Genomic DNA, 20,596 nt, shown 5'->3' on the forward strand with positions numbered 1-20,596 from the left:
AAGATCTTATTACGCCAATGGAAACGTCACAATTCTCCGGCAAACCGATTGTTTCCCGGCGGCTCTGTTGCCGTTGCTAATTAAATCCCCCAAACCCCCCCCTTCTCACCCGATCGCATTGCCTACTTTTTTTCTCTTACAATAAATGTTACGTTATAACATAACATTTAATAATTTGATGCCGATCGATGAAAATTAAGCCCTCTTTGCTAGCTCTCGCAGTCGCAGTAAACATCTCACCTCTGACTTATGCAGCAGATGAAACCCTGGTGGTCACCGGCGGCGCGACCGACGATGCCGCCCTGTCCGATTCTGCTCTTCTGTCATCCGGTTCGGCCTCTCGCCTCGGTCTGAGCGATAAACAGACGCCGCGCCATACGGAAACCCTCAGCGCGAAAACTATCCAGGCGCAGGGGAAACGGACCCTCACCGAAGTCGTCGAGAGCGCGCCGGGGATGTCCGGGACCAGCTCGCCAACGCTCGCAAACAGCGTTTCGCTGCGCGGCTTCTCCGGCGTCTCCTGGCTGCTAAACGGCGTGGCGGTACCCGGCAGCACGATTCAAATTGCCGATCCGGTGCATTACGAAAACGTCGATATCCTGTACGGCACCGGCTCGGTTCTGAATGGCCTGAGCTCTGCCGGCGGCAGCGTCAACCTGACCTCGCGTAAAGCCACCTTCGGTCGCCAGCCGGTGGAGGCCGACTATAGCTGGTCAAGCTATAACAGCCATCGCGCCCACATCGGCGCGGGAGGCACGCTGGTTGAGGGTATAGCCGCCGGCCGCGTGGATATCAGCGCCGCCAGTACCGGCACCCAGGTTGAGAAAGAGCGCAGCCGTCCGGAACGCGTCAGCGCGCAGCTTCTGCTGACGCCGACCGCTAACACCCAGATAACCTTTGATATCGATCGTAGCTTAACGGACATGCGCAATCCCTATTTCGGCACGCCGGTTATCAATGGCAAAGTCGATCGCGATTTACGTCATGTGAACTACAACAACCTTCAGGATGCGCATATCCGCAGCCAGGCGACCTCGTTCCAGTCAACCCAGTCCTGGTATGCAACGCCTGATTTGACCTTTGAAAACCAGTTCTACTATTACAAAGGCTTCCGCGAATGGCAGAACGTTGAGCGCTACTACCCGGCGCAGAAAGCAGGCTACGTAACCCGCGATTCTTATGGCGATCTTGCGCATGATGACAAGCTGACGGGCAACCGGACCATGATCGTCTGGGATCGCCCGATTGCGTCATTCGCCAACCGCGTGACCGCCGGCGTCGATTTTTCAAAACGTGAGTTCCAGTACTATTCCAACGGCTTTCCGGGCGGGGAAGATGTTCTCCTGACCCACCCTGCCACCGGTGATTTCCGCACCGGCGCCGGCGGCAAGATGCGCTCTCCCGTCCGCCACATCACCCAGAATCAGTATGCGCTGCTGCTGGAAGATAACCTCAATATCACCGACGCCGTCGCCCTGTTAAGCCAGGCGCGCTACACCAACCTGGACATGCACTGGCACTATCAGCAGGATAATCAAACCATCAATCGGAGCTATAGCTTCATAAGCGTCGGCGTGGGGCCGAGCTGGGCCATTAACGATAGCTGGACGCTGTATGCCAGCTACTCAACGGGTAAAGAACCCGGCAGCGATATCTTCTTTATCAGCCCCGCGCAAACGTCGCTCCCGCTTACCGCCGTTCAGCAATATGAAGCGGGTGTAAAAGGAACGTTCGAGCGCGGCGCAATGAAGCTCGCCGTTTACGATCTGCAGAAAAAGAATCTTTACCAGCAGTCGGCAACCCAGGCGGAGGTCTGGAATGCGGTTGGTAAACAGACCTCTCGCGGCATCGAATTGAGCGGGTCGATTAAGCCGCTGGATAGCGTCACGCTGACAGGTAATGCCGCCTATACCCACGCGCGCTTTGACGATTTCAAACAGGGTACGCAGGACCTTTCCGGCAACCGGCCGCGCTACATTCCGGAGTGGACAGCGAACCTTGCCGGGCGCTATATGCCGACCGACAAACTGGGTCTCGGCGCGCAGCTCCACTATGTGGGCAGCAGCTATAACGATGACGCCAACACTAACAAAATGGGTGATTACACCACTCTCGACCTGAATGCCGATTATGCCGTGCTGAAGGACGTTATCGTGGGCACCCGCGTGCGTAACCTGACGGATCGTTTCTACACCTGGCAGCGAACCTATGCCGGGCAGGAGATGATTGCGCCAGGTCGCACGTATGAAGCCTATATCAACATGCGTTTCTGATGAAACGCCTTGCCGCCCTCGCCCTGCTGGCAGCCTCTGCCAGCTTTGCGCATCCCGTGACCTTGCAAAACTGTGGGCACTCCTGGACGTTTGCGCGTGTCCCACAGCGGACCATTGTCTATATGCCGACCGCGATGGAAAACATGCTCGCGCTGCGTCTGGGCGATGCCATTATCAGCGCCGTCGGCTATCGGCCGGATGAAGATACCGCGCCGTCTCCCTGGTACAAACCGCTAACGGCCCGTCTCGATGATGCTCCCTGGTCGGCGGAAGCCCTGCTGGCCTCGCGGCCAGATTTTATCTATTCCGGCAGCTACTACTGGTTTAACAGCCCGGAAACCGCCGGTCGCGAAAGGATGGCCGAATGGGGCATCGCCAGCTGGCTGATTGAAGGGATGTGCAATGGCCTGCAAAGCGCTTCCCCTGCGTCCGCCACCTTCGCCAGCATCTATGCCGAGCTGCGCAATATTGCGCGTATTTATGCCGTAGAGCCGCGCGCCGAGGCGCTGATCGCTGAGCTGAAGCAGCGGGTCGCTGCCGACAGCCGCATAAAGCTGCCGCCGAGAACGCTGATGTGGTGGTATTCCGGTACGGCGACCCCTTACGTGGCGGGCGGTCATGGCGCGGCGGAGCTGCTAACCCAAACCATCGGCAGTAGAAATATCTTTTCTGATAGCAAGGAACTGTGGCCCGCCATGAGCTGGGAGGCGATCGCCGAACGAGATCCCGACTACCTGATTCTGGGCGACCTGCGCCGGGGCGGAGCCGGCGACAGCGCCCGCAGCAAAATCGATTTTCTTGAACATTACCCGCTCACCGCCGGCATGAAGGCGGTGAAAGCAAAGCATTACATCATCTTACCCGGCTATGACATGGACGCCTCCGCGCGTTCGGTTCTGGCCCTGCACCGGCTTGTCACACAAATACACGCTAAGGAACAACAATGACCTTTCCCGCCCGCGAATTACTGAAGAACTGGGATGAACAACAAAGCGCCTACATCGCCCACCGCGAAGCGCGCTATAACGCCGCGCTGGATGTGCTGGCGATGAGCTATGGAGAAGCCTTCCACGTGGTGGATCTGGCCTGCGGCCCGGGCTCGTTCAGCCTGCGTCTTTTGCAACGTTTTCCGGCCGCAACCGTAACGGCTATTGACCTCGATCCGCTGCTGATGGCGCTGGCTAAAGAAGCGCTGGCGGAATACCGGGACCGCATTCAGTTCTTCAGCGGCGATATGGCATCAGCAGATTGCTTCACCGTCATCGCCAGTAAGCCCCAGGCCGTGGTTTCCAGCACCGCCATCCACTGGCTGCTGCCGGAGCAGCAGGTGGCGCTGTATCGCAACGTTTTTAACCTGCTGGATGAAGGAGGGATGTTCATCAACGCCGACCACCAGCGCTTTGACCAGCGTAGCCCGCGTCAGACGCTGCTTGCCCGGACTCATGACGAAAGCACCCAGGAAAAGGCCTGGGCCGCCGGCGTGCAGGACTGGGACAGCTGGTTTGCAGCGGCCACCCGTTATCCCGAGCTGGCCGATGTAATCGATGCGCGCGCCGCCATCTTTGCCGACCGCCCGACGCCGCTGGCCACCACGGTAGAATTCCAGCTTGCCGCCCTGCGCCAGGCCGGTTTTACGGAAACGGGTACGCTGTGGCAATTCCTCGATGACTATATCGTCGCCGGCTGGAAATAATCATGCTGCGTTCCCCTGTTTTTCGCCTCGCCATGCTGCTTCCGGCGCTGCTGCTGGCCCTGTGCATTGCCGTAATGTATGGCCCGGTGACCTTCTCCATGCAGGAGGTGGCACACGCCATCCTGGCAGGCTACTGGCATAGCGATACGGCGGGAACGCTTCATCAGCGGATCGTCTGGTCCCTGCGCATTCCGCGCTCCCTGCTTGCGGCCCTCGCCGGCGCCGCGCTGGCGCTGGCCGGGACGGTTCTCCAGTCGCTGACCCGCAATCCCCTTGCCGACCCCTGGGTGCTGGGCATTTCATCCGGCGCGGGCCTCGGGGCGGTGCTGGTCATCGCGCTCGGCCTCAGCGTGGGCTGGGCCGCGGTGCCTGCCGGCGCTTTCTGCGGCGCAATGCTGGCTTTTTCTTTGGTGCTGCTGATGGCGCGTAAATCGCTATCCGGCCAGTCCAGCCGCTTTGTGCTGACCGGCGTCGCGGTAACGCAGCTGCTCTCTGCAGCCACATCATTGATTACGCTCTGGAAAACGGATGCCGATACCACGCGAGGCGTGATGTTCTGGCTGCTGGGGAGCTTCGCTCAGGCATCCTGGCTACAGGTAGCGCTCTGCGCGGCGGCGCTGCTGCCGATATTTCTGATCTGCTGGTGGCGGGCAACAGAGCTGGATGTCCTGACGTTCGGCAGCGCGACGGCGGCGTCGCTCGGCGTGGAGGTCGGTACTATCAAGCTGGCCATGTACTGCCTGCTGACCCTGTTAACGGCGGTGGTTGTCGCCTGCTGTGGGGCTATCGGTTTTATTGGGCTGACCGTGCCCCATATCGCCCGCATGCTCATTGGATACCGCCATCGCTCGCTGCTGCCGGCATCCATGCTGTGCGGGGCTATCTTTACCGTTCTGGCCGATACCCTCGCCCGCACGCTGTTTACGCCGCGTGAACTCCCCGTCGGTATCCTGACGGCGATGCTCGGGGTCCCGATATTTCTTTTTCTGATCGCCCGCACGTCGCGATAGCCGGCGGCGCTGAGCAGCCGCGCAATGAGCGCTCCGGATTTTTTGTAACATTCAAAATGCGAATGAGATACACTCAATCAAATTACTCTGACATCTGGCTGCATTTTGCACGAACGCACACGAACCTATCCCATAGCTGCATGGCTGGCGCTGCTTGCCATCGCTATGTTGTTCGTTGCTCCCGTCGTCTCGAAGTCCATTGCCCGCCAGGCAGCCTGCCAGCACTTCTCCGCCGTCTCGTCGATGCCCATGCCGGGTATGCACCATGACATGCCGATGGCGGCGCACTGCGCTGAGAGCGTGGCTATGGATCATCAGATGATGTCCGGTCAGGCGATGTCGCCAATGGAAGAGATCGCCTGCGGCTACTGTCAGCTGCTGGTCCATCTGCCGTTTGTCCAGCTACTGCTGGCGATGCTGCTCTGGCTGCTGCTGCTTTTTATTGTCCGTCATCCGTTAATTCCGATCGTTTGCGCGCCGATTTTCCGCGCCTGGACGCCTCAGCGCGCCCGCGCGCCTCCTGCGGTTTTTCTCTCTTCGTTTAACGACTAATAACCGATATTGCGTAGCTTTTGCCCATCGCCTGATGAGCAGGATATTGCTACGCCAGAAAAACAGCAGGCCATGTAATGAAAAAACTCACTCTCGTGCGCACTCCGCTCGCCTCTCTGATCCTGATGACGCTGCTTGCAAACGCGGCGTCCGCGGATGAACAGCACCATCAGGATACGATGCAAGATGACGCCGTCATGATCGTCACGGCGCCGGTCTCCTCTCCGCTGGAGATTGTCACCTCGCCCAAAACGCCGCGTCAGCCGGTCCCCGCCAGCGATGGCTCCGATTACCTGAAAACGATCCCCGGCTTTTCGCAGATTCGTAACGGCGGGACCAACGGCGATCCCGTTTTCCGCGGCATGTTCGGATCGCGCCTGCGCATCCTGACCAATAATGGCGAAATGCTGGGCGCCTGCCCGGCGCGCATGGACGCACCCAGCTCCTATATTTCCCCGGAAAGCTATGATCTCCTGACGCTGATTAAAGGGCCGGAAACCGTACTGTGGGGACCGGGAAATTCAGCCGGAACCCTGCGCTTTGACCGCGAGCCGCCGCGTTTCGACAAGCCCGGCATTCAGGGCACTGCCAGCCTGCTGGCCGGTTCAAATAACCGCTGGGATGAGAATGCGGACCTCAGCCTGGGGAGCGAGCTGGGCTACCTGCGCCTGACGGGGAATAAATCGCGCGCCGATGACTACAAGGACGGGAATGGCGATCGCGTACCGGCAAAATGGGATAAGTGGAACGGCGATATGGCGCTCGGCTGGACGCCGGACAAAGATACCTTAGTCGAGCTCTCGGCAGGAAAAGGGGATGGCGAAGCCCGCTACGCCGGGCGCAGCATGGATGGCTCCCGCTTCAAACGCGAAAGCCTCGGCATGCGCGTCGAAAAGTCCAATATTGGCGAGGTCTTCGATAAATTCGAAGCCAATATCTATTACAACTACGCCGATCATGTCATGGACAACTACTCCCTGCGCTCGCCTGGGGGCGGAATGTCGGGGATGGATATGTCCGCCGGAATGGGCGACATGGGGGGCGGGATGGATTCCGGCTCCTCGATGAACATGAGTATGCCGATGGCGATGGAGCTGGACCGCAGAACCGTAGGCGGCCGGATGATGGGAACCTGGCTGTGGTCTGACTTTGAGCTACGCAGCGGCGCCGATACGCAGCTCAATACCCACCGCAGCAAAGGCGACGATGGCTGGGCGAAAGATGCCCGCTTCCATGATTACGGTCTGTTCAGCGAGCTGACGTGGCATGCCACGGAGCTGAGTAAAGTGGTCAGCGGCGCGCGGCTGGATCGGGTGCTGGTCGACAATTTCAGCGACGCGGGATCCGCTGAGCGAACCGATACGCTGCCCGCCGGTTTTGTCCGCATCGAACACAACCTGGTCGGGACGCCGGTCATGTTTTATGCCGGTATCGGCTATACCGAGCGCTTCCCTGATTACTGGGAGCTGTTCTCGCCGACCTACGGCCCGGATGGCTCCACCGACGCCTTTGATAAAGTCAAAACGGAAAAAACGACGCAGATCGATATCGGGGCGCAGTACAAAGGGGAGCGGCTTAACGGCTGGGTGTCGGCCTATGTTGGACGGGTGAACGATTTTATTCTCTTCCGCTACGACCCCAGCAACGCCTATATCAGCCAGGTCGATAACGTGAATGCCACCATTATGGGCGGCGAAGCCGGCGCCAGCTACCAGCTCAGCGACGCCTGGAAAGCCGACGCCAGTCTGGCCTATTCATGGGGCCAAAATACCGCTGACCATCAGCCGCTACCGCAAATCCCGCCGCTGGAGGCGCGACTGGGGCTCACCTGGGAACGCGGCGACTGGAGCAGCACCGGGCTGCTGCGCATGGTCAGCAGTCAGCATCGCGTCGCCATCAACGAAGGCAACGTCGTCGGCAAGGATTTTGACAACAGCGCCGGTTTTGCGGTCTTTTCGGCGAACGCGGCTTATCGGGTCAACAAGTCGGTTAAGCTGAGCGCAGGCGTGGATAACCTGTTCGACAAGGCTTACAGCGAGCATTTAAATCTGGCCGGGAACAGCAGCTTTGGCTATTCCGCAAATACGTCGGTTAACGAACCAGGAAGAACCTTCTGGGGCAAGCTGAACGTCACATTCTGACAGGCTCCCGGCCCGTACTGGCCGGGAATACCGTTCAGCGGCCGTTGTCCAGCCGGCCTGTTCTCAGCGCCAGTAAGCCCCGGTCACCCGGGGTTTATCAACCTCATCCGCGCGCCGCTCTTGACGCCGATGGCGATCAGTTACCGCCGGCTTTTTTGATTGCCGCATCCAGGGAGTCTTTATCGGCAAGACCCGGGAAGACGGTAATATTCGCCTCCGTGGCGCCGGTCGTCGGCATCACAATAACGCCCGGCGTTCCGCTTAAGCCGATCTCCTGCGCCAGCTGGTTAGTCGCCTCAAGCGCTGGCTCAACGTCCGCGGCCTTCTTCGCGTCGAAATTGACCTTCTTCACCTGCTGCTGAATATCCGCCGCCGTCAGCTTGCCCTCGTTATGCCCGGTGGCATAAATCCCGTTGTGGTAGGTCAGGTAGGCTTTCGCCCCCAGTTGCTGATAAATCTGCATCCCGGTTTTCGCCGCGGTCAGCGACGTTTCCCAGCGGCTGCCGAAAATAGGCCACTCTTTAAAGGCAAAACGGGTCTGCGGATTTTCCTTAATCACCTGCTCCATCACCGGCGCCAGACGGCTACAGTAAATGCACTGGTAATCAAAGAATTCGATAACGGTAACCTTGCCATCCGCCGGTCCGTAGGTCGGCGTATTTTTATCCTGAGTCAGCGCGGCCTGATTTTTAATTACCGCCTGGGTCGCGGCGCTGGCCTGCTGCTCCTGCTGAATCTGCTGCAGCTTCTGGCTTGCCTGCAGCAGAACCTCCGGATGGGCGACTAAATAATCCGCCGCAATCTTGCCGATACGGGCCTCCTGCTCCGGCGTAAAGGTGGCAGCAGGGGCATCAGCGGCCATAGCCAGGGCCGGAAGCAGCGTGGCGCCAATCAAGGCGATGGTCACTATTTTTTTAGAGCCGGACATGAGGATGATCCTTGCGATAGGTAAACGGCAGGTGAGTCTGATAAGACAAAGTAGCATCCTTTGCCGGCGAATAATCATCAGGCGATGCATTGATTCGTAACTTTATTTTTCAATACCGGGCAGACGTCGCGCCGCTCATATTCACCCGAACGGTAGGCAACACGATCGAACGGCGCTACGCTTGCCCCTCATTTTCCCCTTGAGAAGGGCGTTTTTCCGGTTAGATGAGTCAGGCATGAACCAGCTAGTTATTCAGTGGGATTTTACCGTCAGGAAGGGCTGCGTCGAAATTAGCGTAAAAATTCAGGCCAACGGGCCAGCCGCCGCATCCTCTTTCGCCGTCGACCCCGACGGCGTCAAGTTTCAGGCACATTCCTCTCACAGGCGTTCTCATTTGCCCTAAGCTTAATGGGGAAAGCTGTTACCACCCCATTCAGTGAAAATGAGATAACGATATGGAATTAAAGGATTATTATGCCATTTTAGGGGTTAAGCCAACGGACGATCTAAAAACCATTAAGACCGCCTACCGTCGCCTGGCTCGTAAATATCACCCCGACGTCAGCAAAGAAAGCGATGCTGAAGCCCAATTTAAAGATCTTGCCGAGGCCTGGGAGGTGCTGAAAGATGAGCAGCGCCGTGCGGAATACGACGAGCTCTGGCAGCATCGCAACGATCCGCACTTTGGTCAGCAGCAGGCCCCCCACGAGCAGAACTACAGCCAGCAGGACTTCGACGATATCTTCTCCTCGATGTTTGGCCAGCAGGCACACCACGCCCGGCGCCAGAAGGCCGCACGCGGCCACGATTTAGAAATTGAAGTCGCGGTATTCCTCGAAGAGACGCTCGCCGAGCAGACCCGCACCATCAGCTACAGGCTGCCGGTGTACAACATTTTCGGGATGGTCGAGAGCGAAACGCCTAAAACGCTGAACGTGAAAATTCCCGCAGGCGTCAGCGACGGCCAGCGCATCCGCCTGAAAGGCCAGGGTACGCCGGGAGAAAACGGCGGCCCGAATGGCGACCTGTGGCTGGTTATCCATATTGCCCCGCATCCGCTGTTCGATATCGTGGGACATAACCTGGAAATCGTTCTGCCGCTGGCCCCGTGGGAAGCCGCGCTGGGCGCCAGGGTGACAGTCCCCACCCTCAAAGAGAGCATTCTGCTGACGATCCCCCCGGGCAGCCAGCCGGGTCAACGCCTGCGGATCAAAGGCAAGGGGCTGGCGAGCAAAACCGCCACCGGCGACCTGTTTGCGGTGATCAAAATCGTTATGCCGCCGAAGCCAAACGAAAAAGCCAGCGCGCTCTGGCAGCAGCTCGCGGATGCAGAGGCGAGCTTCGAGCCGCGTAAGACATGGGGGAAAGCATAATGGCTAAGATGACAGTGACGTTCTCAATCACCGAGTTTTGTCTGCATACCGGCATTTCTGAAGACGAGCTTAGCGAAATTGTCGGCCTCGGGATGATTGAACCGCGTCAGCCGCAAACCGAGGTCTGGCTGTTTGATGACAGCGCGGTAACGATAATGCACCGCGCGGTGCGCCTGCGCCGCGAGCTGGAGCTGGACTGGCCCGGTATCGCCGTGGCGCTGACGCTGCTGGATGAGAACGCGCGCCTGACCCGCGAGAACCGGCTGCTGCACCAGCAGCTGGCGCGCTTTCTGACCCACAGCTAATCCACCAGCCCGGCAGGCGCAGCGCCTGGCCGGGTTTGGTTTGAGTTAACGCCGGACCCATTCGGGCAGCCACTCGCCGTGGCTGGCAATCAGATCGTCCACCAGCGCATAGATCTCCTCGATCCCCAGCACCGCCGCGGTGTGCGGATCCATCATCGTCGCGTAATAGACGTAATCACGGTTCTCGGTGAGGATCGCCTCGGTCAGCAGGGTCTGGACGTTGATGTTGGTTTGCATCATGGCCGCCAGGTGAGCAGGCAGCTTGCCTGCTTTAGTCGGCTGAATACCGTTGGCATCAACCAGGCAGGCGACCTCTACGCAGCATCCTTGCGGCAGGTTATCGATCAGCCCGTCGTTGCGCACGTTGCCGTACACCACGCTCGGCTCGCCGGTCCAGATCGCGTTCATAATCGTGCTGGCGTACTCGCGCGAGGGCTTAATATCGATGCGATCGCTGGTTTTATACATCTCCAGCTCTTTATGCCAGTTCGCCACCTGCTCTACGCAGCGTTTCGGATATTCATCCAGCGGCACCTGATAGCGGGCGAGCAGGTCTTCACGCCCCGGTTTGATAAACCACGGGGTATATTCTGCGAAGTGCTCCGACGACTCCGTCACGAAGTAGCCCAGCTTTTTGAACATCTCATAGCGAACGATATTCTGACAGCGCGAGTTCTCGCGGTGCTTCGGCGCGCGCCCTTCGGCAAAGGCCTGCAGCATATCCGGATAAATGCTGACGTAGCTGCCGTCGCCCGTCTTTTTCTCCAGTGACAGGTAGAACGCCATATGGTTGATACCCGCGCAGCGGTAGCGCAAATCCGCCGGGTCGAGGTCAAGGTCATGCGCCAGCTCTTCCGCCGTTCCCTGCACGGAATGGCACAGGCCAACCTGCTTGATATGCGGATAGCGCGCGTACATCGCCCAGGTATTCATCGCCATCGGGTTGACGTAGTTCAGCATCGTCGCGTTCGGGCAGACCTCGGTCATATCGTCACAGATGCGCCACAGGTGCGGAATCGTCCGCAGCGCCCGCATGATCCCGCCCGGCCCGAGCGTATCGGCGATGGTCTGCTCCAGCCCGTGCAGCTTGCAGACCTCAAAATCGGTTACCGTACACGGCTGGTAGCCGCCGATCTGGAAAGCGACCACCACAAAATCCGCGTCCATCAGCGCGGTTCTCTGGTCGCGATGGCAGCTAATTTCGCCGTGAGCGCCGACGGAATCCATCAGCTTTTGCACCACGATATACGACTCTTCCAGACGGGTCGCGTCGATATCCATTAGCGCGATATGCGCCGATTTCAGCGCCGGGCGCTGAAAAACGTCGCCGAGAATATTTTTAACGAAAACCGTTGAGCCAGCGCCGATAAAGGTAATTTTTGGGGCAGACATAGTGCTCTCTCCGTAAAGTCATTGAACACCCGCAGCGTGACACGCCGGACGCGCCGCGCGCTGCCCTCTTCCCGACGGAGCATTCCCAAAAGCTCAGATCGAGCGCTGCCCGACATAAAATCTGAGTTTTCGGGAACAATATGGCGGAAAAGGAGAGAAAACGGGCCGTTTAATCCGCTAAGATAGGCGCATATCGGTGCAAAAAAACAGCAACTATGACGATTCAGGAATCCGAAGCCTCATGGAAAAAACCCTTACGCCGCAGCCTCCCGACCCGCATATGAGCAGCAGTGACGAGAAAAATACCCGCAGCCCGCTGGCGCTCTATTCTGAGTATCAGCGCATGGATATCGAACTGCGCACCCCGCATGCCATGACCACCAGCCACTGGCACGGTCAGGTGGAGGTTAACGTCCCCTTCGACGGCGACGTGGAGTATCTGATCAACAATGAGGTGGTGAGCATTAAGCAGGGCTATATCACCCTGTTCTGGGCCTGTACGCCGCATCAGCTCACCCGCCCCGGCAGCTGCCGGCAAATGGCCATCTTCAACCTGCCGATGCATCTGTTTTTGTCCTGGCCGCTGGACCGGGAGCTGATCAACAACGTGACCCACGGGATGGTCATTAAATCCCTCGCGGCGCAGCAGCTCAGCGTCTTTGAAATCCAGCGCTGGCAGCAGGAGCTCGCCAGCGACAACGAGCAGATCCGCCAGCTGGCGATCGAAGAGATCGCCCTGATGCTCAAGCGCTTTAGCCTCTCAGGCTGGCAGCCGATTCTGGTTAACAAAACCTCGCGAACGCATAAGCACAGCGTCTCGCGGCACGCGCAGTTTTACGTCAGCCAGATGCTCGAATTTATCGCCGCACACTACGATCGGGCGCTGACCGTCGATGCGGTTGCCGAACACGTTAAGCTCAACCCCAACTATGCGATGGGCATTTTTCAACGGGTGATGCAGCAAACCATGAAGCAGTACATCACCGCCATGCGAATTAACCACGTACGCGCCCTGCTCAGCGACACCGACAAAACCATCCTTGATATCGCCCTCACCGCCGGCTTTCGTTCCAGCAGCCGCTTCTACAGCACCTTTAGCAAGTACGTCGGCATGCCGCCGCAGCAGTACCGCAGGCTCAGCCAGCAGCGTCGGCAAAGCCTGCCGCCGAATGAGGCCTAAGCGCGCATAAAAAATGCCGCCGGGGGAGGCCCGCGGCGGCATTGTTCACACTCCTGGCGAATTAATTAGTCGTTAATTCGCGGGTGCTGCTGCACCAGTCGGGAGCGTTTTTCCTGCAAATCGGCGATTTCCTGATCGAGATCTTCGATTTTGTTTTCAATGTTATCGTAGTGCTCGCCGAGGATTTCTTTCGCTTCCTGAATATCCGAAGCCGCCGGCGTCGCCCCTTTCAGCGGACGGTTCGCCGTCTCCTTCATCGTCAGGCCGGTCATCAAACCAATCGCCGCAATCACCATCAGATAGTAGGCCGGCATCATCAGGTTCTGCGTGGTTTCCACCAGCCAGGCCGCCAGAGTTGGCGTCAGACCGGCAATCAGCACCGAGATGTTAAAGGCGCTGGCCAGCGCGCTAAAGCGGATATGGGTCGGGAACATCGCGGGCAGTGAAGAAGCCATCACCCCGATAAAGCAGTTAAGCACCACCGCCAGCAGCAGCAGACCGCCGAAAATCAGGCCGATAACGTCGCTGTTAATCATGATAAAGGCCGGAATCGACAGCGAGAACAGCGCCACGCTGCCGATCAGGATAAACGGACGACGGCCGAAGCGGTCGCTGAGCATCCCGATAACCGGCTGCACAAAGAGCATCCCGACCATAATCGCGATGATAATCAGCACCCCGTGATCTTCCGAGTAGTGCAGGTTATGCGACAGGTAGCTCGGCATATAGGTCAGCAGCATGTAGTAGGTCACGTTGGTGGAAATCACCAGACCGATACAGGTCAGCAGACTACGCCAGTGCTTGGTCGCAATCTCTCTGAACGATACCTTCGGCCCTTCCTGCAGCCCTTCGCGATCGCCCTGCTCCAGGGTGTCAACGTGCTGCTGGAACGCCGGAGTCTCTTCCAGAGCGTGACGCAGATAGAGGCCGATAAGCCCTAACGGCAGCGCGAGGAAGAACGGCAGGCGCCAGCCCCAGCTGAGGAAGTTTTCCTCGCCGACCACGCTTGAAATCAGCACCACCACGCCCGCGCCGAGGACAAACCCGGCGATGGAGCCGAAGTCCAGCCAGCTGCCCATAAAGCCGCGTTTACGGTCAGGCGAGTATTCGGCGACGAAGATCGAGGCGCCGGTATACTCTCCGCCCACCGAGAAGCCCTGCGCCATCTTACACAGCAGCAGCAGAATCGGTGCCCAGATACCAATCGACGCGTACGACGGAATAAGACCAATACAGAAGGTACTGATCGACATGATAACGATGGTTATCGCCAGAATCTTTTGTCGACCGTATTTATCGCCCAGCATGCCAAAGAACAGGCCGCCTAGCGGACGAATCAGGAACGGAACTGAGAATGTCCCTAGCGCGGCGATCATCTGCACGCTGGGATCGGCATCGGGGAAGAAGACCTTACCTAAGGCGTACGCTACGAAGCCGTACACGCCGAAATCGAACCACTCCATCGCATTGCCTAGCGATGCTGCGGTGATCGCTTTTTTCAGCTTGCCATCGTCAATGATGGTCACATCCCGCAGAGTGATTGGCTTTACTTTTTTCCTTTTAAGCATATTTTTCCTCTAAAGCTTCGCCGTGAGCGCACGGATCTCCGCCAAACGGCAATACCGTTTGCGTCGTGCGTTGGGAGCGGCGAATTGCCGTGCTCCTCTTCTCAAGCGTAGCAGGTTTGCCTGCACTGTCTGCTGACAGTCCGTACAACCGAACCTGTTGACGCCTGCTCTGGCGTAAATGAATCAATAAATAGAGCTACGAATAAACCTGATGAATTTACGAACTCGCCTTTTTACCCTAACAGCGTTTAAATTTGGGATCAACTTCACGAAAAATTGTTCGCCATATTACAGAGCCGAGCGGCATTAATAAGTTCAATGAATATGCACAGGCAGTGATTTATTTTTGGATATTCCCCGTCCGGCAGCACATCAAATATCGCTGATTTTTGATCGCGAAATAGAATATTCCCGCAGCGGTACTATTTGAAAAAGTGGCCGACAAATGGCCGACGGTGCGCTATAATAGCAATCACTTTCGGCTATCAGCCGCCTTTTAATGGGCCAACGGCCTGTTTTATACAGTAATCATGAGGAACGTCATGCAACTCCCACAGTGTCCTAAATGCCATTCTGAGTACACCTATGAAGACAACGGCATGTTTATCTGCCCGGAATGCGCCCATGAATGGAACAATTCCGAGCCGGCTGAAGATAATGATGCATTGACGGTGAAAGATGCCAACGGCAATTTACTCGTCGACGGCGACAGCGTCACCGTGATTAAAGATCTGAAGGTTAAAGGTAGCTCTTCGATGCTGAAAATCGGCACTAAAGTGAAGAATATCCGCCTGGTAGAAGGCGATCATAACATCGACTGCAAAATTGATGGTTTTGGTCAGATGAAGCTCAAATCCGAGTTCGTCAAAAAGAACTAACGCTATTTCCTCCTCGCAGGATCGTTATTTTCCCGGCAATACCTCACCGGCCGGGAAAATGAACGAATATACCCCCGCGCCACCGCCCCATTATTTCCCGCCTCCTCTGCGATGACAGCCGGCCGCATCGCGCTTAGCGCACTGCCGGTATTTTCGCCATTCCGCCGCCTGACCTCGCCGCCTGGCTTAAATCGCCAACCACCCTCTACGCTTAATAAGTCATTCGTTATCTGAGGTCATGATTATGTCTTTAAGCCCCCATATCGCCTTTAGCGGTAACTGTGCTGCGGCCATCGCGTTCTACCAGCAGGCGCTGGGCGCGGAGCTTGTCCACCAAATCACCTACGGCGAGATGCCGCAGAACGGGCAGGATGCCGAGGACGGCTGCCCTTCCGGCCAGCATCTCGCCGCCGACTGTATCGCCCACGCCAGCCTGCGCGTGGCGGGTAGCGAGCTGATGCTGTGCGACAGCCCCACCAGCGACAGCGAACGCTATGCCGGCTTCACCCTGGTGCTGGATACTCAGGACCTGGATGAGGGTAAACGCTGGTTTGACGGCCTCGCCGCTGAAGGACGTATCGAAATGGCCTGGCAGGAAACCTTCTGGGCCCACGGCTTCGGCAAAGTTTTCGATCGCTTCGGCATCCCGTGGATGGTGAACGTCGTCAAGCAGCCTTAATGCTTTTCCCTGCGGGCGGGCTCTCCCGCCCTGTCATCGCCCTGGCGCTAACTCTTCATCCTGCGGTCATTATGTTTTAACCGGAATGTAACAAAAACAGGTCAGGATCGGGCCACTCTCAGAGGGAAATCCCTTCTTCTGCTTAGTGAGGCTCGACTGACATGTACTTATCCAGACATCCGACCAGTTATCCTACCCGGTATCAGGAAATTGCCGCCAGGCTTGAGCAAGAGCTTCGTCATAACTACCGCTGCGGCGACTATCTTCCTGCGGAACAGCAGCTGGCCACGCGCTTTGAGGTCAACCGCCATACCCTGCGTCGGGCGATAGACCAGCTGGTTGAACGCGGCTGGGTACAGCGCCGTCAGGGCGTCGGCGTGCTGGTGCTGATGCGGCCGATCGACTATCCGCTGAACGCCCAGGCGCGCTTCAGCCAGAACTTACTCGAGCAGGGAAGCCATCCGACCAGCGAAAAGTTGCTGTCGGTGCTGCGCCCGGCCAGCAGCCACGTCGCCGAGGCCTTTGCTATCAACGAAGGCGATAACGTCATTCATCTGCGCACCCTGCGCCGGGTGAACGGCGTCGCGCTGTGCCTGATCGACCACTACTTCACCGACCTGCGTTTCTGGCCCGCGCTGCAAACCTTCAGCCAGGGCTCACTGCACGATTTTCTGCGCCAGCAGCTGGACGTCGAGCTCACCCGCACGCGCACCAAAATCAGCGCCCGCCGCGCGCAGGCCAAAGAGAGCAACATTCTGGGGATCCCCAACATGGCGCCGCTGCTGTGCGTAAGAACCCTGAACCACCGTCCTGGCGAGCAAAACGCGACGGAGTATTCCGTCAGCCTGACCCGGGCGGACATGATCGAATTCACCATGGAGCACTGAATGCACTTTGATACCGCAACCCGCCAGCGCTGGATGTCCGTGCTGGCCCACAGTGAACCGCAAGAGCTTCAGGCGCGGATGCAAACTCTGCAGCTGGCGCCGCAGTACGAATCCATTCGTGCCCCGGAGACCGGCCTGGTGCAGCTGCAGGCGCGCATGGGGGGCATCGGCGATCGTTTCTTCGCCGGGGACGCCACCCTGACCCGGGCGGCGATCCGTCTCGCCGACGGCACGCTCGGCTACAGCTGGATACTGGGGCGCGATCGCCTCCATGCCGAACGCTGCGCGGCAATCGATGCGTTGATGCAGTCGCCACATCACTTTCATTCCTTAATGGAAACCCTGATTACCCCGCTGGAAGAGCTACGAAGCGCGCGCATTGAAGCCCGACGCGCCGAAGTCAACGCCAGCCGGGTAGATTTCTTTACTCTGGTTCGCGGAGATAACGCATGACCTTACAAACCGCCTTTACCCTACCGGCGCAGGATGCCCAACACAGTTTTCGTCGCCTGCTGAAGGCCATGAGCGAGCCGGGCGTTATCGTCTCCCTGCAGCAGCTTCAGCACGGCTGGCAGCCGCTGAACGTCGCCTCTACCAGCCTCCTGCTGACCCTCGCCGATCGCGACACGCCGGTATGGTTTACCGCAGCGCTGCATAACGATCTTGTCGGCCAGAACCTGCGTTTTCATACCGGCGCGCCGCTGGTTGAACAGCCGCAGCAGGCGGTATTCGCCGTCACCAACGAGCGTATCAGCGCGGAACAGCTGAACGAGCTCTCCGCCGGCACCGTTGTCGCTCCGGAAACCGGCGTAACGCTGATCGTCCAGCTCCCCAGCCTTAGCGGCGGGCGCATGCTGCGTCTCACCGGCGCCGGAATTGCCGAAGAGCGGATGATCGCCCCGCAGCTGCCGGACTGCATCATTGATGAACTGACCGAGCGCCCGCACCCGTTCCCCTTAGGCATTGACCTGATCCTCACCTGTGGAGAACGTCTGCTGGCCATCCCGCGCACCACCCACGTGGAGGTTTGCTAATGTACGTTGCCGTCAAAGGCGGTGAGAAGGCGATAGTCGCCGCTCACGCCCTTCAGGAACACAAACGACGAGGCGATGGACGGCTTCCTGAAATTAGCGTTGAACAGATTACCCAGCAGCTGAACCTGGCGGTTGACCGGGTGATGACCGAAGGCGGCATCGCCGATCGCGAGCTGGCGGCGCTGGCGCTCAAGCAGGCCAGCGGCGACAGCGTCGAGGCCATTTTTTTACTCCGCGCCTACCGCACCACCCTGCAGCGGCTGGCGGTGAGCGAGCCGGTAAATACCGCCGAAATGCGTCTGGAGCGCCGCATTTCGGCGGTCTATAAGGATATTCCCGGCGGCCAGATGCTCGGCCCGACCTATGACTACACCCACCGCCTGCTCGATTTTACCCTGCTGGCCAACGGCGAGACGCCGGCGCTGAAAACCGCCGGGCAGCCGCCGGAAGCCACTCCGCACGTCTTTAACCTGCTGGTCCAGCAGGGGCTGGCGAAAGCGGAACGGCAAACCCTCGCCCAACCTGACGATATCACCCGCAGCCCGCCGGTTTACCCCTGCTCGCGCTCATCGCGCCTGCAGCAGCTGGTGCGCGGCGACGAAGGCTACCTGCTGGCGCTGGCCTACTCGACCCAGCGCGGCTACGGCCGCAATCACCCGTTTGCCGGCGAAATACGCAGCGGCTACGTGGCGGTGGAGATCGTCCCGGAGGAGCTGGGCTTTGCGGTCAATATTGGCGAGCTGCTGATGACCGAATGCGAAATGGTCAACGGGTTTGTCGCCCCGGAAGACGAGCCCCCGCACTTCACCCGCGGCTACGGCCTGACCTTCGGCATGAGCGAGCGCAAAGCGATGGCGATGGCGCTGGTTGACCGCGCGCTTCAGGCGCCGGACTACGGCGAAGAGGCGGCCGGCCCGGCGCAGGACGAAGAGTTTGTGCTGGCCCATGCCGATAACGTCGAGGCCGCGGGCTTCGTCTCGCACCTTAAGCTGCCCCACTATGTCGATTTCCAGGCCGAACTGGCGCTGCTGAAACGCCTGCAACGGGAGAACGAACGTGGCTAACACCCTCTCCGGCTATAACTTCGCCTATCTTGATGAGCAAACCAAGCGCATGATCCGCCGCGCCATTCTTAAAGCCGTCGCCATCCCCGGCTATCAGGTCCCGTTCGGCGGCCGCGAAATGCCGATGCCCTACGGCTGGGGGACCGGCGGCATCCAGCTGACCGCCAGCCTGATTGGCGAGAACGACGTGCTGAAGGTGATTGACCAGGGCGCCGATGACACCACCAACGCGGTATCGATTCGCCAGTTCTTCACCCGCGTGACCGGCGTCGCCACCACCGAGCGCACCGAAGACGCGACGCTGATCCAGACCCGCCACCGGATCCCGGAAACGCCGTTGACGGAAGATCAGATCCTGATCTTCCAGGTGCCGATCCCGGAGCCGCTGCGCTTTATCGAGCCGCGCGAAACCGAAACCCGCACCATGCACGCGCTGGAAGAGTACGGCGTGATGCAGGTAAAACTGTATGAAGATATTGCCCGCTTCGGCCACATTGCGACCACCTACGCCTACCCGGTGAAGGTCAACGGCCGCTACGTGATGGACCCGTCGCCAATCCCGAAATTCGATAACCCGAAAATGCACATGATGCCGGCGCTGCAGCTGTTCGGCGCCGGGCGCGAAAAGCGCATCTACGCGGTGCCGCCGTTTACGCCGGTGGAAAGCCTCGATTTTGACGATCATCCGTTCACCGTGCAGGAGTGGGATGAGCCCTGCGCCATCTGCGGCTCGCGCCACAGCTATCTTGATGAAGTGGTGCTGGATGACAGCGGCAAGCGCATGTTTGTCTGCTCCGATACCGACTACTGCCGCCAACAGAGCGAGGCGCAACAAAAATGAGCCAACCGTTACTTGCGGTCAATAATCTGACCCACCTCTATGCGCCGGGCAAAGGCTTCAGCGACGTCTCTTTTGAACTGTTCCCGGGGGAAGTGCTGGGCATCGTCGGCGAATCCGGCTCCGGCAAAACGACCCTGCTGAAGGCCATCTCCGCGCGCCTGGCGCCGCAGCAGGGCGAGGTGATGTACCACAACCGCTCGCTGTACGCGATGAGCGAGGCGGATCGCCGCCGCCTGCTGCGCACCGAGTGGGGCGTGGTGCATCAGCACCCGATGGACGGCCTGCGGCGCCAGGTTTCAGCGGGCGGCAATATCGGCGAACGCCTGATGGCCACCGGCGCACGCCACTACGGCAATATTCGCGCCACCGCCGGGCGCTGGCTGGAAGAGGTGGAGATCCCGGCATCGCGCATCGACGACCTGCCGACCACCTTTTCCGGCGGCATGCAGCAGCGCCTGCAGATCGCCCGCAATCTCGTCACCCAGCCGAAGCTGGTGTTTATGGATGAACCCACCGGCGGACTGGATGTGTCGGTACAGGCTCGCCTGCTCGACCTGCTGCGCGGCCTGGTGGTGGAGCTGAACCTCGCGGTGGTTATTGTCACCCACGATCTCGGCGTTGCGCGCCTGCTGGCTCACCGCCTGCTGGTGATGAAGCAGGGTCAGGTGGTGGAAAGTGGTTTAACCGACCGGGTGCTCGACGATCCGCACCATCCCTATACCCAGCTGCTGGTGTCGTCGGTCTTGCAGAACTAGCCCACTAACAATCCGCTGGGTCAGGTAGCCCGGACGGGCGCAT

Annotated in this window: 20 protein-coding genes; 17 read left to right on the top strand and 3 right to left on the bottom strand. The window is 59.0% G+C overall.

The genetic code is table 11. The features are described 5' to 3' along the window. The first annotated feature begins 206 nt into the window (after window positions 1–206). The 6 genes from NWP14_RS22995 to NWP14_RS23020 all read left to right on the top strand — a co-directional run bounded on the left by NWP14_RS22995 (window position 207) and on the right by NWP14_RS23020 (window position 7,669). Window positions 207–2,273 carry a TonB-dependent receptor gene (locus NWP14_RS22995; protein ID WP_375216072.1) on the top strand — a complete coding sequence of 689 codons (2,067 nt, stop codon included), beginning with the start codon at window positions 207–209 and terminating at the stop codon, window positions 2,271–2,273. Continuing rightward, window positions 2,273–3,220 carry an ABC transporter substrate-binding protein gene (locus NWP14_RS23000; protein WP_375216073.1) on the top strand — a complete coding sequence of 316 codons (948 nt, stop codon included), beginning with the start codon at window positions 2,273–2,275 and terminating at the stop codon, window positions 3,218–3,220. Before NWP14_RS22995 ends, NWP14_RS23000 begins: the two co-directional genes overlap by 1 nt. Further along, a complete protein-coding gene (locus NWP14_RS23005) occupies window positions 3,217–3,966 on the top strand; it encodes a class I SAM-dependent methyltransferase (protein WP_095104487.1) in 750 nt (249 codons plus the stop codon). The genes NWP14_RS23000 and NWP14_RS23005 overlap by 4 nt, the downstream gene beginning before the upstream one ends. Window positions 3,967–3,968: 2 nt before the next feature. Further along, entirely contained in the window at window positions 3,969–4,976 is a 1,008-nt protein-coding gene (locus tag NWP14_RS23010; RefSeq protein WP_331850315.1) for an iron ABC transporter permease, read from the top strand. Between the two features lie 105 nt (window positions 4,977–5,081). Further along, complete coding sequence (locus NWP14_RS23015; protein ID WP_346430563.1) at window positions 5,082–5,528, top strand: DUF2946 family protein; 447 nt, start codon at window positions 5,082–5,084, stop codon at window positions 5,526–5,528. Window positions 5,529–5,605: 77 nt separating this feature from the next. Next, window positions 5,606–7,669, top strand: coding sequence for a TonB-dependent copper receptor (locus NWP14_RS23020; RefSeq protein WP_375216074.1), 2,064 nt, complete (start codon window positions 5,606–5,608; stop codon window positions 7,667–7,669). A gap of 136 nt (window positions 7,670–7,805) precedes the next feature. Here the strand turns inward: NWP14_RS23020 and NWP14_RS23025 are convergent, their stop codons facing one another. Beyond that, window positions 7,806–8,597, bottom strand: a complete 792-nt coding sequence (locus NWP14_RS23025) for a DsbA family protein (RefSeq protein ID WP_375216075.1) — start codon at window positions 8,595–8,597, stop codon at window positions 7,806–7,808. Between the two features lie 455 nt (window positions 8,598–9,052). Here NWP14_RS23025 and cbpA point away from each other — a divergent pair, with 455 nt between their 5' ends. Then, window positions 9,053–9,970: a curved DNA-binding protein gene (cbpA, locus tag NWP14_RS23030; protein WP_095104495.1), complete on the top strand. Its 918-nt coding sequence runs from the start codon at window positions 9,053–9,055 to the stop codon at window positions 9,968–9,970. Continuing rightward, complete coding sequence (cbpM, locus tag NWP14_RS23035; RefSeq protein ID WP_041143674.1) at window positions 9,970–10,275, top strand: chaperone modulator CbpM; 306 nt, start codon at window positions 9,970–9,972, stop codon at window positions 10,273–10,275. Before cbpA ends, cbpM begins: the two co-directional genes overlap by 1 nt. 45 nt (window positions 10,276–10,320) lie before the next feature. Here cbpM and NWP14_RS23040 read toward each other — a convergent pair whose 3' ends face one another. Beyond that, window positions 10,321–11,667, bottom strand: a complete 1,347-nt coding sequence (locus NWP14_RS23040) for an alpha-glucosidase/alpha-galactosidase (RefSeq protein ID WP_331833671.1) — start codon at window positions 11,665–11,667, stop codon at window positions 10,321–10,323. A 241-nt stretch (window positions 11,668–11,908) separates the two neighbouring features. Between NWP14_RS23040 and melR the strand changes: the two genes are divergently transcribed. Next, entirely contained in the window at window positions 11,909–12,847 is a 939-nt protein-coding gene (gene melR, locus NWP14_RS23045; protein ID WP_331833670.1) for a transcriptional regulator MelR, read from the top strand. A 65-nt stretch (window positions 12,848–12,912) separates the two neighbouring features. Here the strand turns inward: melR and proP are convergent, their stop codons facing one another. Beyond that, the gene (gene proP / locus NWP14_RS23050; protein WP_095104501.1) at window positions 12,913–14,415 is read right to left on the bottom strand and encodes a glycine betaine/L-proline transporter ProP; all 1,503 of its coding nucleotides are present in this window, start codon (window positions 14,413–14,415) and stop codon (window positions 12,913–12,915) included. Window positions 14,416–14,957: 542 nt separating this feature from the next. Between proP and NWP14_RS23055 the strand changes: the two genes are divergently transcribed. The 8 genes from NWP14_RS23055 (at window position 14,958) to phnK (ending at window position 20,553) form a co-directional block, all read left to right on the top strand. Next, window positions 14,958–15,293 (top strand): zinc ribbon domain-containing protein YjdM, encoded by a 336-nt coding sequence (locus NWP14_RS23055; protein ID WP_095104503.1) that lies wholly within the window; start codon window positions 14,958–14,960, stop codon window positions 15,291–15,293. Between the two features lie 244 nt (window positions 15,294–15,537). Beyond that, window positions 15,538–15,972 carry a VOC family metalloprotein YjdN gene (gene yjdN, locus NWP14_RS23060; RefSeq protein WP_095104561.1) on the top strand — a complete coding sequence of 145 codons (435 nt, stop codon included), beginning with the start codon at window positions 15,538–15,540 and terminating at the stop codon, window positions 15,970–15,972. A 161-nt stretch (window positions 15,973–16,133) separates the two neighbouring features. Continuing rightward, window positions 16,134–16,859 carry a phosphonate metabolism transcriptional regulator PhnF gene (phnF, locus tag NWP14_RS23065; RefSeq protein ID WP_331833668.1) on the top strand — a complete coding sequence of 242 codons (726 nt, stop codon included), beginning with the start codon at window positions 16,134–16,136 and terminating at the stop codon, window positions 16,857–16,859. Continuing rightward, window positions 16,860–17,312 carry a phosphonate C-P lyase system protein PhnG gene (gene phnG / locus NWP14_RS23070; RefSeq protein ID WP_095104507.1) on the top strand — a complete coding sequence of 151 codons (453 nt, stop codon included), beginning with the start codon at window positions 16,860–16,862 and terminating at the stop codon, window positions 17,310–17,312. Beyond that, the gene (gene phnH / locus NWP14_RS23075) at window positions 17,309–17,893 is read left to right on the top strand and encodes a phosphonate C-P lyase system protein PhnH (protein WP_041143665.1); all 585 of its coding nucleotides are present in this window, start codon (window positions 17,309–17,311) and stop codon (window positions 17,891–17,893) included. Before phnG ends, phnH begins: the two co-directional genes overlap by 4 nt. Next, entirely contained in the window at window positions 17,893–18,957 is a 1,065-nt protein-coding gene (locus NWP14_RS23080; protein WP_095104509.1) for a carbon-phosphorus lyase complex subunit PhnI, read from the top strand. The genes phnH and NWP14_RS23080 overlap by 1 nt, the downstream gene beginning before the upstream one ends. Beyond that, entirely contained in the window at window positions 18,950–19,798 is an 849-nt protein-coding gene (locus NWP14_RS23085) for an alpha-D-ribose 1-methylphosphonate 5-phosphate C-P-lyase PhnJ (RefSeq protein WP_095104511.1), read from the top strand. The genes NWP14_RS23080 and NWP14_RS23085 overlap by 8 nt, the downstream gene beginning before the upstream one ends. Beyond that, window positions 19,795–20,553 (top strand): phosphonate C-P lyase system protein PhnK, encoded by a 759-nt coding sequence (gene phnK / locus NWP14_RS23090; RefSeq protein WP_331833666.1) that lies wholly within the window; start codon window positions 19,795–19,797, stop codon window positions 20,551–20,553. The genes NWP14_RS23085 and phnK overlap by 4 nt, the downstream gene beginning before the upstream one ends. Window positions 20,554–20,596: the final 43 nt, after the last annotated feature.

Source organism: Klebsiella sp. C349492, assembly GCF_042055345.1.
Lineage (GTDB): Bacteria > Pseudomonadota > Gammaproteobacteria > Enterobacterales > Enterobacteriaceae > Klebsiella > Klebsiella scottii.